The following is a 17,133-nucleotide window of genomic DNA, read 5'->3' on the forward strand; positions in this document are numbered from 1 at the left end:
CGGTCACCATTGCCGCAGGAATACCGCCATGGCCCTGGAAACCCGGTTCATCTGCCAGCCGTACATCCTTGGCAAAAGGGGCGGGCTGAAGCCTCAGCCCCCCATTTCCTACAAGACCGAGCCACAGGCATTGCAACGCGCCAGCCGCATGATGGAGGGCGGCAGTGTTGCCGGCGTGGACGTTGTCCGTCAAACCGCCGACCCTGAAATGGGCGATTACGACGAGCCTGAATTTCTGCAGCGTCTGGGTTCCGTGCCGAAGGCCGAAAACTGAATTGTGATTGACCATTCTGCCTTCGTCGGCTGGGTGGTCGTTGTATGGAATTGTTCACGGACGGGCGGGCGGATGCGGTGTAGACATCAGCCGTCGTCGAGAATAGCAGACCTTGGGAGGGGCAAATGCGGGCGCAAGACTTTGGGCTTGATCGGTGGATATGGGAGCCGTCGCTGGACGATCTCCTCGACGATCCAACCATGCATACCTTTCTGCTGCGGGATCGCCTTTCCGTCGATCATGTGCGGACCCTCGTCAAGGAAGTCAGACAGCGTCTCGCCCGCGCGGCGTAAAGGCGGCCGAGGTGTAAGCCATGCGCGGCGACCGGCAGATGCGGGCCGTGCAACTGGCCGACCTGATGGACGACATGCCGGTGGAATGGAACCAGCAGCGGGAGATGTTCGGGGTGGCACGTTGAGCTTCTTCCTGGCGTCGGTCTCGAAGTGCCGGACATGATCCACAGCTGGCATGGCAGACTTTGCCGCTGACCGGCGGCTGCCGGGGGCACAGCGGCCATTCACCGCGCCCCAACCAACCGGCCCTTCGTGACCCAAAGGAGACTTTCGGCGTGACAGCACCCCACACGGGCCACGCCATCGACGCGGGGGTAAGGCACCGCCATCGGCCAAACCGACAGAGTAGCCCTGCGGTGCTCACCGGATGCTGACGGTGCACCTGCTGTTGTTGCAGGTGCCCATTGTATTGGCGGCGCCACAGCCCCCGCAGAAAGCCGCTGCAACATTAATTATATTTTACTGGGTTATGGTATGAGTCTTTAATCAAACAGGATTTGTTGCGGTTAGAGGCCGAGTGGCATGGATCTAAAAGTTGACAGCAAGCCGCATGTGATTGGAATTGGGGCCTCTGCCGGAGGATTAGAGGCTCTTAGCCAGTTTGTAGCAGGTCTTCCACTGGACCTTGGCTGCATTTACGTCGTCGCCCAGCACATGTCGCCTACGCATCGCAGCATGATGGCGGACATTCTATCTCGTGAGACCAGACTGCCGGTTCGAGAACTCGCCGATGGCGAGCGCCCCCAACCGGACGTCATTTATATCATCCCGCCCGGTACCAATCTGGTTTTCAAGGAAGAGCATTTTCTCCTTAGCCAAGCATCCCCTGAAATCTCACCAAAGCCCTCGATCAATATACTTTTCCAGTCCATGGCCGACGAATTTGAGGAACGGGCCATTGGAATTATCCTTTCTGGCACCGGATCAGACGGCACGAGGGGAATGAGAGCAATCAAGTCGGCGGGGGGGATTGCCTTTGTCCAAATCCCAGAGACCGCCAAATATGATGGCATGCCGCGTTCTGCTATCGATGCCTGTGTGGCTGACCGTATTGTATCACCAGACCAGATTGGGCGCGAGTTAGAGCGTTTGGTGCGTTTCCCAGGCATGCTGCCAAATCTTGAGAGTGGTGAACAGCGGCCAGCTGAATTATCTGACCTGTTTGAGCGCGTTCGACTGCGCACTAAGATTGACTTTTCTAGCTACAAACTGTCCACGGTCCAGAGACGTTTACAGCGAAGGATGGCTGCTACCAATACCGGAACCCTCGCTGAATATTTGAGCAAGACTGATAGCGATCCCGACGAGCTCGATGCTCTGGCCAAAGAGACGTTGATTTCCGTGACAGAGTTTTTTCGGGACAAGGATGCCTTTCGCGCCCTGGAAAGACACACCCGTGAGATTGTAAATCGCAAACTTCCAGGTGAAGAAATCCGGGTTTGGGTGGTCGGGTGCGCTACTGGTGAGGAAGCCTATTCGCTGGCTATTATGTTTTCGGAATTAATTTCCGAGAGAGGAATTGGAAGTTGTCTCCAGGTTTTTGCGACAGATATCGACAACAACGCACTGAGCGTTGCGCGGCGGGGTATCTATAACCAGACCGCCATGGCTGAAATGCCCCAAGAATATGTTTCAAAGTATTTTATTCCTTGTGGCAACGGGTTTGAACCGACCAAGGAACTGCGAGACTGCGTCACCTTCGCACGACAGGACGTCAACGTTGATCCGCCGTTCCTGAGGCTGGATTTAGTCACCTGCCGCAACGTGATGATCTATTTCAACTCTGATCTCCAAGCCAAGGTTTTGTCGATCCTGCGATATTCGCTTCGTGAAGATGGCCTGCTGTTTCTTGGTCGCTCTGAAACAGTTACCCAGCAAGAAGCTATGTTTGCGTCAGTTGATCGGCGGGCCAGAATCTTCCGTCCACGGGGGCAGAGCCGTCCCATCACCATGGGAAAGCTGGTAAGGGGGCAGCTTAAAGTTCCTAAACACGAGTCGAGAAATCCAGACAGATCGAACGAGCGGATTTTTCTGAACGCACTTGCAGACCATTTTGGCCCGGCGATGCTGATTGATGCAGGTTGCCGGATATTGCATAGCCACGGACCTGTTTCTCGTTTTATCCACTTTCCGACGGGAACGCCGGAAATGAATCTCGCCCAATTAATAGTGCCTGAGTTTTCCAATGAAATCCTGACCACGATGCATCGCGCCCGTCGTCGTCAGGCCAGTTCCTATAGTCGGAAGCGACGGATTGCCTCATTAGACAAACAGGTTTGGCGGTTAGCGGTTCATCCCGTGGGACAGCAGGCTGAAGCAGACATTTTCTTGGTTGTATTTGAACGGTCTGTCCAAACTGACGCCGCTAACGCCGTCAGGGAAGCCGAGTCACAGGATGGTTCTGAGGTTTTTCCCGACGATGAGTTGGCCTCGACTCGAGAGCACCTCCAAACCTTGATGGAGGAAATGGCTGCCTCCAATGAGGAAATGCAGGCTCTTAATGAAGAGGTGCAGGCAGCTAATGAGGAACTGCAAGCTTCTAATGAAGAGCTTGAGGCTTCCAACGAGGAACTTCAGGCTACCAACGAGGAATTAGTGAGCGTAAATGAGGAGAGCTTAATAAAATCTGCCGAGCTTTCGGCTATAAATAGTGATTTCGAGGGCGTCTATAACACAATTGATTTTCCAATTATGGTTTTTGACCCGGAGCTTTTCCTAAAGAGGGCCAATGGCGCGGCAGTTAAGACCTACGACTTGCCGCTCTCGGCCAGCGGAATGCATATAGGACGCCTCAAGTTACCAGCCTTTCTCGACAACATCGATAAGAGCCTCATTGCAGCCCTAACCGAGCAACGTAAGGAAAGTTTCCAGATCACGTTTGGAAAGCGAACATTTCAGGCATTTGTCACGCCATCCATGAGCCTGACAGGTACGCCGCTGAGTGTTGTTCTGGTTGTTGTCGACCATACTGATCTTGTTGAGGCCCAGGAACAAATTCGTGAAAGCCAAGAGCGTCTTCTGTCCATCATGAACCATTCAACATCTGCCGTTTCTCTAAAAGATGCGGCCGGTCGCTATGAATTTATAAATATGCGGTTTGAAGAGTTATTTGGCATCGCCGCAAATGAGGTGATCGGCAAGACCGATCAGCAGCTCTTCAGTCGTGATATCGCCCAACTGCTGAGAAGTCGAGACCTCGAAGTGATGGGACAGCTTTCCGCCATTCAGCATCTTGAGGAGATGGTGTTTCCTACGTCAAAGGTCTGGTTAGACTCTGTCCGTTTTCCCATCTTTGACTCCAACGGCGTGGTCCGTGCGGTTTGCTCTCAGTCGACCGACGTCACAATGAAACATCACGCGGAAGAGCAATTGCGGCTCGCCGCCAAGGTTTTTGATCGTGCGGGAGAGGCAATTACCATCACGGACAGCTCAGGCAATATCATAACCGTCAATGACTCGTTTTGCCGCATCACAGGATATAGCCATCAAGAGGTTATTGGTAAGAACCCGCGTTTTCTGCAATCGGGGAAACACGGAAAAGACTTCTATGATGCCATGTGGCGTTCCCTGATTGAGCAGGGGTGTTGGCAAGGGGAAATCTTCAACAGCCGCAAGAATGGTGAAATTTATCCGGAATGGCTGACCGTCAATTCTGTTCGTGATGAAAACGGTGCGGTCGTCAATTACGTGGCTATTTTTAGCGATATTTCAGCGATCAAGAGTTCGCAGCGACGCATCGAATTTCTAGCCACTCACGATGAATTGACAGGGATTCCCAATCGAAGTTTGTTGATGGATCGCCTCAAGCATGCCGTGGCACAAGCCAAGCGACAAAAGACCAAGCTGGCGGTCCTGTTCATTGATCTCGATAACTTCAAAGTGATCAATGACAGCCTAGGGCATGATGTGGGTGATCAACTTCTGAAGCAGGCGACGGAGCGGCTTAAGCATTGCGTAAGGGATTCTGATACCCTGGCAAGGTTGGGTGGAGACGAGTTTGTTGCTGTTTTGACCGATGTAAGCCTCGAAAAGGTCAACTCCGTCGCCAGCCGCATCGTCGATTTTCTGGGAGCTTCCTTCAGCATTAACGATAAAAGCCTGTTCGTCTCCGCCAGTATTGGCATCAGTGTTTTTCCCAATGACGGCGAAGACAGTCTTACCCTGCTGAAGCATGCCGACACAGCCATGTATCGCGCCAAGGAGCGAGGTCGGAACCAATATCAGTTTTTTGCCGATGAAATGAAGGTGATCGCTCTGCAACGCCTGACCCTGGAAACGGGGCTACGATTGGCGCTTGAGACCAATAGCTTTCGTATGTGCTACCAGCCGCAGGTAGATATTCACACGGGAGAGGTGGTTGGTGCCGAGGCGCTTCTGCGGTGGCGCGATCCCAACTTGGGTGAGGTTTCACCGGCCCATTTTATTCCAATCGCGGAAAGCTGCGGCCTGATTGGAGCAATCGGTGAAACCGTCTTTACCATGGTGCTGGAGCAGATTGCCTATTGGCGAGAGAGGGGGCTCATTGTTCCCCGTATTGCCATCAATGTGTCTGCACACCAGCTTCGGGATGCAGGCTTCGCAGCTAAGGTCGGCTCTTGGCTTGATAATTCTGGAATTTCCTCCGATCTCATTGGTATTGAGCTTACTGAAAGCGCCCTGATGGAACGAATAGACATGGTGAAGGAGATGCTGACCAGCTTCGACGGGATGGGGATGAAGGTGAGCATCGACGACTTTGGCACCGGCTATTCATCCCTGTCCTATTTGAAAAAGCTGCCTATCCATGAGCTTAAGATCGACCGCAGTTTTGTTGACGGTATCGCCCTAGAGAGGGATGACCGCTCCATCGCGAAAGCGATCATCGATATGTCCAGAGCATTAGGGATGCGAGTGGTGGCCGAAGGCGTCGAATCCGAGGACCAATTGGGGGTCTTGAAGGAGGAGGGGTGTGACATGGTTCAGGGGTACTTGTTCCATCGCCCCTTGTCGCCGGACGCGTTTGCCAAGGTGATTGAGTCTGGGGGAAAATCCTCCCGCAAGCCACCCAAGAGGTAGTGCATGACAACGCTATCTATGTTGGAAGCCCTAGTGCAACGCTGCGAATCGGAGCAGCTGAATTTGTCGGGCGCTATCCAGTCTTTTGGCGCGTTGATTCGCATCGATTCAAAGTCGGGAACGGTAACCCACGTATCATCAAATCTTGCAGATTTTATCGGAACTGATCCTGCAAAAGCTTTAGGCCAAAACTTAGAGACCTTGAACTTCTTGCCCATTGCATCCCTCAAGGCACTGCCGGACCAGCCGGGGAAGCGTCTTCGCGTGGATAGTGTCGCCGAGTTCATGGGGGCCCGAGTGGAGGTATTGGCGGTACGTGGTGTCGATTTCATTGTTATTGAAATCGAGAGAAGCGCCGTGCCGAGTGCTCCCATTCCCGTTCAACAACTCCAGTCCCCGCTGCTGTCTGTTCCCTATGACGATGACGAAGTCATCGAGCACCACAATATGTTGGTGCAAGCCTTCCAGACGGTGACTGGCTACGACCGGGTGATGATCTACCGATTTCAAGAGGATTGGTCGGGTGAAGTCATTTCCGAAGCATCGACAAAGGCACTGGGAAGTTATTTAGGATTGCGGTTTCCTGCCAGCGATATTCCTGCCATTGCCAGGAATCTTTATATCCTCAATCCTTGCCGTATGATCCCAGACGCCACAGCTCAGCCTGTTCCGCTGCTCAGATTGGGAGATATTCCAGCGGATTTGGCTTGGTCTGATCTGCGCAGTGTTTCGCCGGTTCATCTGGAGTATCTCAATCATATGGGGGTTGGAGCTTCTTTCTCGGTGCCTATCCGAGTTACCGGCAAGCTGTGGGGGCTTGTCGCTTGTCATAGTCTCAAACCTCATTTCCTCTCCCAAGATCAACGTTCGGCATGTGTCTCTCTGACCAATGCATATAGCCTTGGCCTCACCTCTCATTTTGCCGGACGACGCATTCAATCTCTGGATAGCCTCGACCGGCGCATCGAAAAAATTCTAGAGGCTCTTTCTCAACACGAAGACCCGTTAGACGGCATCGACAAGATGAAAGATCAGTTGATGCAGGCTATGGGCGCACAGGGTTTTGCTATGGCCATCGGCAATGATGTGGTGATCACCGGTGAGGCCCCTGATCTAGACGGAATGGGGGTGATAGACGATTGGTTTCTCAACGAAAGCCGTGAAACGGTCGTGATTTCAGATCATCTTGATGATTTTTTCCATGGTCAGGTTGGCTTGCTTGCCGTGGTGAGTGGCATGGTCGCCATAAAGGCGCGCTCCTTGAGGTCAGGATGGGTTCGGTTTTACTGGTTTAGGCCAGCACTGGCCCAGGAAGTCGCTTGGGCTGGGAACCCAAACAAGCCGGTGGTCGAAAAGGCGGGGGTGGTAATGCTCTCTCCCCGCCGATCATTCGAAAAATGGATCGAAGTCAAATCTGGCTATAGCCGTCCATGGAATAACGACGAGAGGATGACTGCGGCTAGATTCAGAAACACATTGCTCCAATGGTTATAGGCCCCGGACGGATGTCCAATCGTAATCTGACGTGGTGCTAATATGGTCGAAAAACACCAGCTCGAAATTGAGAGGCAGATGCAGGACGATGAAGACCTTGCGCTTCGTCGGCTTGTTTTAGATGGCCCTCAGGCGGGGCAGCACCTTCTTGAAGAAACCCTCCATAATTTAAGAGTCCATGAGGAAGAGCTTAGAGCCCAGAATGATGAGCTTCAGCAGGCTCGCGAGAATATTGAGAAACAAAATAACAAAAATCGTGATCTTTTTGACTGTGCTCCAATAGGATACTTTGTTCTGGATGATCGTCTCTCAATAATTGACGTCAACATTGCGGGTTTGAAGCTTATTGGTACTGATCGAGCTCATGTGATGGGTATGCCATTCCGAATGTTTGTGGATGGCAATGTCCGTCAGGGTGTGGATGGCCACTTTTCTCTGGTGAGGGCGCAAGGGAATGCCACGACAGAATCTCGGCTGTCGCCTCATCAAAAAGCACCAGTCCCCATCATCCTAAAAAGCGTTCGCCTTGGGACTGAGTGGGGTGAGGGGTGGCGCTGTCTCACTACGGTAATGGACATTACCGACCGAAAAATTGCTGAGGAGACTGCGTCCCGACATTCTGCAGAATTAGCGATAACACGTGACAAGCTTGCCCTGATTATTGACTGCATGCCGCAGCATATCGCGGTCCTTGATGGCCAGGGACGCATTGCCATGGTTAACAAGGCATGGCGCGAGTTCTCTATGGCCAATAATGGGCCGACCAACTTCTGCATTGGTGATTTTTATGGATCGGTTTGTGGGATGGAAGCGATTGAATGCCCCCCTGAACTGACGCCTCATGCAATTCTGGACGTTATCAATGGGCGATCGTCTGGAATTTCCCTGGAATATCCATGCCACTCGCCGACGGAGCAGCGTTGGTTTAGCCTAGATATTTCCCCGCTCACCGGTGCGGAGCCAGGGGCCGTCGTCTCCCATACGAACATTACCGCCAGGAAATTGATAGAGATCGACGCCAGGAACAGCAGGGATCGCTTTGCTGATTTTGCCAAGGCATCTTCGGACTGGTACTGGGAGATGGATACGGAACTTCGCTTCACCTGGGTTTCCGGGCGATTCGGTGCGGTGACTGGCCTTGACCCGATGTCAATTATTGGAAAGACCCGAGGGTCAAAAATATCCGAAATAGATGAAGCCGATCTGAGTCGCCATAACGACGACCTATACAATCGTCGTCCATTTAAAAACTTTGATTATATGGTTTCCACACCTCTGGGACGAAAGTTTTTCCGCATTTGCGGTGTTCCGGCGTTCGACCCAGACGGTGGATTTGTCGGTTATCGTGGCACGGGGACAGACGCAACCAAGATCAAAGAGATCGAAATCCAGTTGCGAGAAAGCAAGCTTGCCGCGGAAGCTGCGAATAAGGCGAAGTCGGATTTCCTGTCCAACATGAGCCACGAGTTGCGGACTCCCTTGAACGCCGTCCTTGGTTTCGCTGAGGTGTTGCTCGCGGGTTATGACACCCCCCTGACCGAAAAGCAGCGAGGATACGTTGATCACATCCTGACAGGCGGCTCACATCTGCTCGACCTCATCAACGAAGTGCTCGATCTCGCTAAGGTCGAGGCCGGGGCCATGACACAGGAAATGGCGGCGGTTAATCTCGGTTCGGTGATCGAGGAATGCGTTTCGCTGTCGTCGCCCATCTTTGCCAAACACGAGGTTTCGCCGGTTAATGAGGCCGTAGCGTGTAACGCGACGGTCCTGGCAGATCCCCAGCGCACCAAGCAATTGATCCTCAACCTGCTCTCCAATGCCGCCAAGTACAACCGACATGGAGGCACCGTGACCATCTCGGTTGAGGCCCTCGACGACCATTTCCACAGGCTGACCATCTCCGATACCGGCCAGGGCATTCCCATCCACAAGCAGGATCAAATATTCAAACCCTTCAACCGACTCGGGGCCGACAAAACTGCGACCGAGGGCACAGGCATTGGCCTCGCCTTAACCAAAAGCATCATCGAGGCCATGGGCGGGCGCATCGGCTTTTCCAGCATGGTTGATGAAGGCTCACGCTTCTGGTTGGACTTCCCGTTGTGTGACAACGAGGTAGAGTCTCCCGCCGCCGTTGTCATTGATGGCATGAGCAAAATCGATAGCCACTTTGATAATGGCCTAGTCCTCTATATCGAGGACAATGCGGCCAATGTGCGTCTGATGGAGGCCCTGTTCGAGCAACTCGCGCCCATGCGGTTGATCGCCGCCAATAATGCCGAAGAGGGGCTGAACTTAGCTCGTAGCAGCCAGCCCGATTTGATTCTACTCGACATTAATCTCCCTGGCGTAAATGGCTTCGAGGCCATCGCACGGCTCAAGGAAGACGCCTTGATACGCCATATCCCCGTAATCGGCCTAAGTGCCGACGCCAGCGGCTCAACCATAGAGAGAGCGCGAAATGGCGGTTTCACCGATTACCTAACCAAGCCTGTCAAATTGTCAGAGCTTGTCCGCACCCTGTCTCGCGAGATGGAATACAAGCATGTCAGTAATCAATGATGCGCTTCTCACCTCCAAGATTCTCATCGTCGACGACGAACCCGCCAATGTTGCCGTTCTCGAAGCACTACTGCACGGGGAAGGTTGTACCAATTTAATGTCGACCGGCGATCCCCGCGATGTGGTGGGCCTTCACCAGACTCATGACTTTGACATCATTCTGCTTGATATCCGCATGCCGCATATGAGCGGCATAGAAGTAATGGAAGAACTCGGTGCCACTCTGGAGGAGGGCGACTGGCTCCCGGTGCTGGTGCTGACCGCCCAGACCGATGATGAGACAAGATTCCAGGCGCTAACGGCTGGAGCGCGAGACTTCGTCAACAAGCCGTTCAAGCGGTGGGAGGTGCTCCTGCGCATTCGGAACATGCTGGAGACTCGCCGGTTATACAAGCGACAGAGGCTACGTGCCGACGAGTTGGAAGAGATTGTCCAGGAGCGCACAAGAGAGGTGCGCGAGACCCAGCTACAGATCATCGAGCGCCTAGGTCAGGCTGGGGAGTACCGCGACGAAGAAACGGGTATGCATGTGATGCGCATGAGTCACTCGTGCCAAATGCTGGCATTGGCTGCTGGTTTGGGGGCCGCGCGGGCCGAGTTGATCCTTTACGCAACGCCGATGCACGATGTCGGTAAGATTGGTATCCCCGACAATATTCTACTCAAGCCCGGTCGGCATGCCCCCGAAGAACGAAAGATTATGGAGACGCATGTTTCGATAGGGGCCCAAATTATTGGCGAGCACAAATCTGAATTACTAATGATGGCCCGAAATGTGGCATTGTGCCATCACGAGAAATGGGATGGCAGCGGCTATCCCCAGGGCCTCAAGGGCGAGGATATCCCCATTGAGGCCCGTATTGCCGCCATCTGCGACGTGTTCGACGCCCTGACTTCGTCAAGACCCTACAAGGAAGCTTGGCCGCTGGAAAAGGCGGTTGCCCTGGTAAAGGATCAGTCCGGCAAGCACTTCGATCCAATGCTTGTAGAGGTGTTTCTCGGCATATTGCACGAAATCGTTGCACTTAGGGAGCAATTTTATGAAGGTTAAGCCCAGGCGCGCTGTTATCGTCGAGGATAATGCCCAGATGAGAGAACTGATCCATATGGTTTTAGGGGCTCTCGGCATTACGGAGATCGTCTCGGCTGCCAATGGTGCCGAGGCCATTTCCGCCCTCCAGGCTGGCGGGGCGGACATCGTCTTCATGGACTGGCAGATGGATGTAATGGACGGACTGGAATGCACCCGTCGAATCCGAGCAGGTGTAGACGGGATCGATCCGAAAACGGTTATCGTTCTGGTAACTGGGATGGTCGGCGAGAAGAATGCCGAGACGGCTTTTGCTGCGGGCGTCGACCTCTTTCTCGAGAAACCGGTCTCCGTGAAAATTTTGCACGCCGGTGTGGAGAAGATACTGGGCCGTCATGCCTGATGCGACCGTCCCTTCCTGGCACTGACCCGGCATAGGGAACGTTCCCGCCGAATGGCGGTTGTCGGGGCCCTTGGCGCCGCTCGACTCTGCGGGGCGCCAAGACGGCTGTTGACCGCCCATTCCACTCCCAGACTCCAGCCCGCGCCAATAAAAACAGCGAAAAGGTCAGCAGCTTTTGGCGCCGCAACTCATTGAATTACTTGCAACTTTAGAACCCGTACCGTTTGGCGGCAGTCAACAGCTTCCAGAGAAACAGGGCTAGAGAGAAGATGAAATTGGTTAAAAATGCGCAACCAGAAGACCAGAAGGTCAACAGTTACTGGTCATAAATGGCGCAGAGCCTTGGGCTTTCGCCCAAGGCTCTATGCGTCAGAGAATCTATTCTTTGGAAGTAGTGGCGGAGGGAGAGGGATTCGAACCCTCGATACGCTTTTGACGTATACACACTTTCCAGGCGTGCGCCTTCGACCGCTCGGCCATCCCTCCGCATCGCCTGACCGAGCATTACCCGGATCAGAGAGGCGGGAAAATACACGGAAGTAAGGGGATGGGCAAGGCCAAAGGCAGAGTCTGGTAAAAACTTGGGCAAGTCACGAAAACCGTTGAAATTTGGTCGTCTAGGGTGCAAACCTTAGCGTCTGATTTAAAAGCCGATAAAATCCTTGCGGGGGCGTCATGCTGCTGGGCCGTATCGTCGGATGGTTCCTGATCGCGGTAACCGTGGTCATGGCGTCGGGGGACGCCGTTTTGGCCTTGGGGCCGGCGGATTATGCCGGTATCCTGACCGCCGACGTTATCACCTTGCTGGTGGGCGCCGCCCCCGAGCCCGCCCCTGAACAAAGCCTGTTCGCCGCCCTTGAAGCGGTGATCATGGACCTGCCGGCCTGGGTCGTGGTCGGTATGGCCGGCACCGCCTTGCTGGTGGCCAGCCGCAAACGCAACAAGCGTTTCCGCTTCCGCCGCGCTGCCTAAGTTTCTTGATTTTTCAGTGTTTCCCGTCTTCTTCGGCCTTGCCGGAGACGAGGCTGGCGCGGTGAAATTCAAGCCGCTTCGGACAGAGGGCGCTTGGGCAGGCTGAAGTGGAAGGTCGTGCCCTGACCCGGCACCGAGTCCAGCCAGATATCGCCGCCGTGGCGCTGCACGATCTTACGGCATAATGCCAAGCCGATACCGGTGCCGCCGAACTTCTCCCGCGTGTGCAGGCGCTGGAATACCAGGAAAATGCGGTCGAAATATTGCGGTTCTATGCCGATGCCGTTATCGGCGACGGAGAAGACCCAGCGCTCGGCCTCTTCCTCCGCCCAGATACGGATTTGCGGGGCGACGTTCTCGCGCCGATATTTCAGGCCATTGCCCATCAGATTCTGCAACAGACTGACCATCTGCACTTCATCGGCCATCACCTTGGGCAGAGGCTCGGCGATGATGCTGGCGCCGGATTCCTGGATGGCACGGGTCAGGTTGCCTTGGCCGACAGAACAGACCCTGTCCATATCGGTGGCAGCGAAGGGGCGACCGCGGGTGCCAACGCGGGAATATTCCAACAGATCCTGGATCATCGCCTGCAGGCGCGAAGCGGCATCGACGGCGAAGCCGATGAACTGGCGCCCGTCATCGTCCAATCTGTCGTCATAGCGGCGTTCCAGCAATTGCAGGAAGCTGGCGATGGTGCGCAACGGCTCCTGCAAATCGTGTGACGCCACATAGGAAAACTGTTCCAACTCGGCGTTGGAGGTTTCCAGCTTGGCCGATTTTTCCACCAGTTCGGCTTGATAGTGTTCGCGGTCGGTGACGTCGTGGACGATGGCGTGCACGTATTGCCGTCCGTTCATGCGCACCGGTCCCATATGGACCTCGACCTCGCGTACGTCTCCCGACAGCAGGCGATGGCGCGAGCGGAAGAATTGTTGTTCACCACCAGCGCTACGGGCCAGCACATCCCGCAATGCGTCCTCGGCCATCAGCGAGACTTGGCTGGCCCACCGTTTGGTGTCATCGGCGCCATAGCCATAATAGCTACAGGCGGCGGCATTGGCGTCGATGACCTCGCCGTTCTCCGGGTCGATCAGCACCTTGACGGCGCTGGTGCGCTCGAACATTTCGCGATAGGTGCGCTCGCGCTCGGCCAGTTGGCGCTGGGCGTCCTTTTGTTCGGTGATATCGACGAATATGCCGTTGAGGGCGACGGAGCCATCGTCGCCAGGGCTGGACGAGGCGGTGCATTTCCACCAACGCAAGCCACCATCGACGGCGCGATAGCGCCCCTCCATCTGCCACTCGTCCTGGCTGTCGGCGGCGGCGGCCATGGCCTGGGGCCAAGCTTGCAATTCCTCGGGCGCGAAGGGCAGATGTCGCCAATCGGCGGTCAGTGACTCGGGGGCGATGCCGAACATGGGAACTGCCTGCGGCGAGACAAAGGTGAAGCCGCCGCTGCCATCGGCCCGTCGCTGCCATTGAAACACCGTGCCGGGGGCCGAGGCGGTGACGCCTGCCAAGGTGCGCTCGGTGCGGCTCAGCTGCCCCATGGCCTGCAACGCCAATTGCCGGCTTTGCTCGCGCGAAACCAGCAGCAAGGTTGTGGCGGCGGTCACCGCCAGGCTCAGCGCGATGCAAATCCCCAGCAAGATCAGCGGCGCGGCGCCAAACCACAGGGCCGAACGGGGCAGATGGCGATGGGCCAGCAATGTCCAACGGCTGCCGGCGAAGTCCAGCACCCGGCGGGTCTCGAACATCCCGGCTTCCAATCGGCGCGGTCGGTCAGCACCGTAGATGCGGTTGGATTCGGTGATGCTGCCGGAATAAACACTGATGTCCAGCAACGGATCTTTGACCGTATTGGCGATGTTTCCGACCAGGGTCTGGGCGTGCAACCCTAACAACAGCCACCCGAACAAGGCGTCACGGCGCTGGGTGACGGTGGCGATGGGGTAATCGGGGCGGTAAATCGGGTGAATCAGCAAGAAGGACCGGTTTTCACCGCCGCTGGTGATCAGGGACAGCGGTGTGCTCAATGTGGTCTTGCCGGTATCGCGGGCCAGTTGCGCCGCCTGCCAGCGGCCCGGATGCGAGGAAATGTCGAAACCGATGGCCTTGGCCGCCCGCGACAAGGGCGAGATATGGGTGATGAAGGCGCCAGATCGGCCCGTGTTGTCGGGGTGGATGACAAAATTGCGCCACAGGCGCTGGCGGATGTCGGTGACGAAGGCCTGTTGCTGGCGGGCGTCGATCGGAACGGCCACCGCCAGACCATCGACGCCGGGATAATCGGCGTCCAGCAAGGCGCGTTGGACAAAGGTGTTCCACTCGTTGACACCCATGTCCGGGTATTCGGCCCAGGTGCCGGCACCGGCCCGCAAGATGGCCTGGAATATTTCCAGACGGGCGGACAAAGCGCTGAACATCTGGTCGGTGTTGCGTTCGAAATCAGAGCGGGCATTGGCCTCCTCGCGCTGAACCTCGGCCCACCAAATGAACAAGGAGGCCGCCAACGTCATCGCCAACAATAAGGCCAGGAACAGGACCTGCCCTGCCCGCAGGCTGCGCAGCAGCAGGCTGGGGTTCATGTCTGCTTTTCCCGCTGCCGATCGGACAGGATGATCATGATCCACACCGCCACCACCACCAGCATGACCAGGGGCAGGACGAACCGGCCCAGGCTGCGCCACAGGCCACTTTCGGCCACTTCGGTTTCTTCACCGGCAGCGGCCATGGCGCCGACCACCCAATTGAAGGTGGGTTCGCTTTGCGCCCAGGCGAACCACGTCTGCTGCCGTCCGGTATCACTGACCGCCATGGTGAAGCTGGTGCCGCCGCCGCCCGAGACGGCGATGGCGCGAATGGCCCGAAGCGCGGTGGCTTCCGCCCCATCGGTCAGATTTTCCAGCCGGGTGCCCTCAAGGTTGGGGGCGTCGGGAAACAGCTTGATCACCCCGTTTTGGTCCAATACGACCAGATGGCCGGCCCGGGACAGACGCACGGCCCGCAGGCGTTCCAGGGCATCGGCCTTCAATCCGTCCTCCACCGCCGAGACGTAATCGCCGGTGCCGATCAGCCAGCCGAACGGCTTGAATTGGCGGGCATAGGCGACCTTGTCGTCCATGCGGTCGGTGACGTTGGGCGGATACCAACTGTAGCGGACATAGCCGGCATCGCCGGGGCCGGAAACCGCACGGATCAACTCGCGCATGATATAACGCCCGGCATCGTCGCGGTTGTTCATCAGCGACGTGCCTTCCAGCCGCGGAACCGTGGGCAGCAAGATGCAATTGCCATCCATGTCGTCGATGAAATAGTAGCCGCGCCCGGAAAAGAAACGGGGCGAGCGCAAGGCTTCGCGCACCAGGGCCTTGATCGCCGCCTGGGGCATGGTGCCTGCGGCCTGATCATGGATGGCCTGGGCGATGGCCACCGCTTCGTCCGCCCGCTGGCGCACCCTTTCCTTCAGCACCACCTCGGCCTGGGATTGGACAATGGCCAGATGGCGTTGGGCGCTTTCGGTCTCGTGTCGCAGCAAGGTGGTCAATTCGTTGCCGGGAGCCATCGCCTGGCGTTGCAGCGAGGCGCTGCGTTCGGCGCCGAACTCGCCGATCAGCCAAGTGGCCTGGGCACAGACCAGCAAGACCAAGGCCAGCAAGGGCACACGGATATTCCGGGGTGGGGCTGGTGCCTCCGCCATTGTCACCTCCCTGACCAGACGTTTGGTTTTTTTATAAACTTATACAAAAGGACAAAGCTTATCCATGCCCGTCCCACATGGCAGGATCATAATGGCAGCAATCCCCTGCGCGCGGCGGCCAGGATGGTCTGGGCCTTGGTCGCCGCCCCCAGCTTGCGGCCGCAATTGCCCAGGTGGAATTCCACCGTCTTCGATGAAATCCCGAGGATTGCCGCGGTCTCCCACGCCGTTTTGCCTTGGGCCGCCCACAGCAGCACCTCACGCTCGCGCGCAGTCAGGGCGGGAACGGGGTCTTGCGTGCTGCGCCCCTCGCTCACCTTGGTAAAGACCTTGACGATGCCGCCATCGGCCATGGCGGTCGATCGGATGCGGATCAGCGTGCCGTCAGGACGGCGGCGGGAATAGGAATCGGTCAGGCTGGCCAGACGCTGGCTGACGATCAGGCGGCGTTCGCCGGGGCCGTGTTCGCCCCGCGCCACGTTGAATTCGACAAAGGACAGAAAGGGTGTTCCCACCTGCATCAATGCAGGCGGGAACGCCATCAAGTCCACCACCGCCCGGTTCCAGGTCAGCAGATTCAGGTCGCCGTCGAAGCGGATCACCCCGTCTTCCAGCGCGTCCAGGGTTTGCTGCAACGGATGGGCGTCCGTGTCCATGGGCCGATCAGCCCAGCATCTTCAGGATGTCGGAGACCACCGCCTGGGCGCCGTCGTCGATTTGCGAGATGGTGGCGTCCAGCATGTAGCACGGTGACGACACCAGCTTGTTGGCCCGATCGACCACGGTCTGGCCGTGGCTGGTGGTCACATGGCTGGCCCCGGTGGCTTCCACCGCCTGCGCCGTGCCGGCATCGGAGCCGATGGTGACGGTGACAGGGCCCAACACCTTGGCGATCAAGGCGGGGGCGATGCATAGGGCACCGATGGGCTTGCCGGCGGCGTGGGCGGCCTTGATCACCCGTTCGGTCTGGGGGTCGACGGTGCAATCGGGGCCGGCAATGGCGAAGGTGCACAGATTCTTGGCGGCACCGAAACCGCCGGGCAGGATGAGCGCGTCATGCTCGGCCATGTCCAGATCCGACAGGGGCTTGATATGGCCGCGGGCGATGCGCGCCGCTTCCACCAGGACGTTGCGGCTTTCCTCGGCGGGCTGGCCGGTCAGGTGGTTGACCACATGCATCTGCGCCACATCGGGGGCGAAGCACTGATAAGCCGCCCCGGCCCGGTCGATGGCCAGCAAGGTCAGCACCGCCTCGTGGATTTCAGCGCCGTCATAGACCCCGCATCCCGACAAAATCACCGCGAATTTGGCCTTGGCCATGGACGTTCCCCTGATAATGTCTTG

General features: G+C 56.6%; 12 protein-coding genes and 1 tRNA gene. 8 read left to right on the plus strand and 5 right to left on the minus strand.

Annotated elements, in window-relative coordinates:
* Positions 1–28 precede the first annotated feature (28 nt).
* From MGMSRV2_RS15185 to MGMSRV2_RS15210, 7 genes are all read left to right on the plus strand, one after another.
* Positions 29–274, plus strand: coding sequence for a hypothetical protein (locus MGMSRV2_RS15185; protein WP_024081234.1), 246 nt, complete (start codon positions 29–31; stop codon positions 272–274).
* A 125-nt stretch (positions 275–399) separates the two neighbouring features.
* Positions 400–567, plus strand: coding sequence for a hypothetical protein (locus MGMSRV2_RS21500; RefSeq protein WP_024081235.1), 168 nt, complete (start codon positions 400–402; stop codon positions 565–567).
* A gap of 522 nt (positions 568–1,089) precedes the next feature.
* Positions 1,090–5,622, plus strand: coding sequence for an EAL domain-containing protein (locus MGMSRV2_RS15190; protein WP_024081237.1), 4,533 nt, complete (start codon positions 1,090–1,092; stop codon positions 5,620–5,622).
* 3 nt (positions 5,623–5,625) lie between these two features.
* Positions 5,626–7,116, plus strand: coding sequence for a GAF domain-containing protein (locus MGMSRV2_RS15195; RefSeq protein ID WP_024081238.1), 1,491 nt, complete (start codon positions 5,626–5,628; stop codon positions 7,114–7,116).
* Positions 7,117–7,158: 42 nt separating this feature from the next.
* Complete coding sequence (locus tag MGMSRV2_RS15200) at positions 7,159–9,681, plus strand: hybrid sensor histidine kinase/response regulator (RefSeq protein WP_052589002.1); 2,523 nt, start codon at positions 7,159–7,161, stop codon at positions 9,679–9,681.
* Positions 9,665–10,732 carry an HD-GYP domain-containing protein gene (locus tag MGMSRV2_RS15205; protein WP_024081243.1) on the plus strand — a complete coding sequence of 356 codons (1,068 nt, stop codon included), beginning with the start codon at positions 9,665–9,667 and terminating at the stop codon, positions 10,730–10,732. Before MGMSRV2_RS15200 ends, MGMSRV2_RS15205 begins: the two co-directional genes overlap by 17 nt.
* On the plus strand, positions 10,722–11,114 hold the full coding sequence (locus MGMSRV2_RS15210) for a response regulator (RefSeq protein WP_024081244.1): 393 nt from the start codon (positions 10,722–10,724) through the stop codon (positions 11,112–11,114). The genes MGMSRV2_RS15205 and MGMSRV2_RS15210 overlap by 11 nt, the downstream gene beginning before the upstream one ends.
* Positions 11,115–11,509: 395 nt before the next feature.
* On the opposite strand, the gene MGMSRV2_RS15215 is transcribed toward MGMSRV2_RS15210, so the two are convergent.
* Positions 11,510–11,600 (minus strand) — tRNA-Ser (locus MGMSRV2_RS15215).
* Between the two features lie 189 nt (positions 11,601–11,789).
* Between MGMSRV2_RS15215 and MGMSRV2_RS15220 the strand changes: the two genes are divergently transcribed.
* Positions 11,790–12,086, plus strand: a complete 297-nt coding sequence (locus MGMSRV2_RS15220; RefSeq protein ID WP_024081246.1) for a hypothetical protein — start codon at positions 11,790–11,792, stop codon at positions 12,084–12,086.
* Positions 12,087–12,154: 68 nt separating this feature from the next.
* On the opposite strand, the gene MGMSRV2_RS15225 is transcribed toward MGMSRV2_RS15220, so the two are convergent.
* The 4 genes from MGMSRV2_RS15225 to elbB all read right to left on the minus strand — a co-directional run bounded on the left by MGMSRV2_RS15225 (position 12,155) and on the right by elbB (position 17,109).
* Positions 12,155–14,677 (minus strand): CHASE domain-containing protein, encoded by a 2,523-nt coding sequence (locus MGMSRV2_RS15225; RefSeq protein WP_024081247.1) that lies wholly within the window; start codon positions 14,675–14,677, stop codon positions 12,155–12,157.
* The gene (locus tag MGMSRV2_RS15230) at positions 14,674–15,789 is read right to left on the minus strand and encodes a cache domain-containing protein (RefSeq protein ID WP_024081248.1); all 1,116 of its coding nucleotides are present in this window, start codon (positions 15,787–15,789) and stop codon (positions 14,674–14,676) included. Before MGMSRV2_RS15230 ends, MGMSRV2_RS15225 begins: the two co-directional genes overlap by 4 nt.
* A gap of 86 nt (positions 15,790–15,875) precedes the next feature.
* The gene (locus tag MGMSRV2_RS22240) at positions 15,876–16,445 is read right to left on the minus strand and encodes a PAS-domain containing protein (RefSeq protein WP_024081249.1); all 570 of its coding nucleotides are present in this window, start codon (positions 16,443–16,445) and stop codon (positions 15,876–15,878) included.
* 7 nt (positions 16,446–16,452) lie between these two features.
* A complete protein-coding gene (gene elbB / locus MGMSRV2_RS15240) occupies positions 16,453–17,109 on the minus strand; it encodes an isoprenoid biosynthesis glyoxalase ElbB (RefSeq protein WP_024081250.1) in 657 nt (218 codons plus the stop codon).
* Positions 17,110–17,133: the final 24 nt, after the last annotated feature.

Source organism: Magnetospirillum gryphiswaldense MSR-1 v2 (assembly GCF_000513295.1).
Classification (GTDB): domain Bacteria; phylum Pseudomonadota; class Alphaproteobacteria; order Rhodospirillales; family Magnetospirillaceae; genus Magnetospirillum; species Magnetospirillum gryphiswaldense.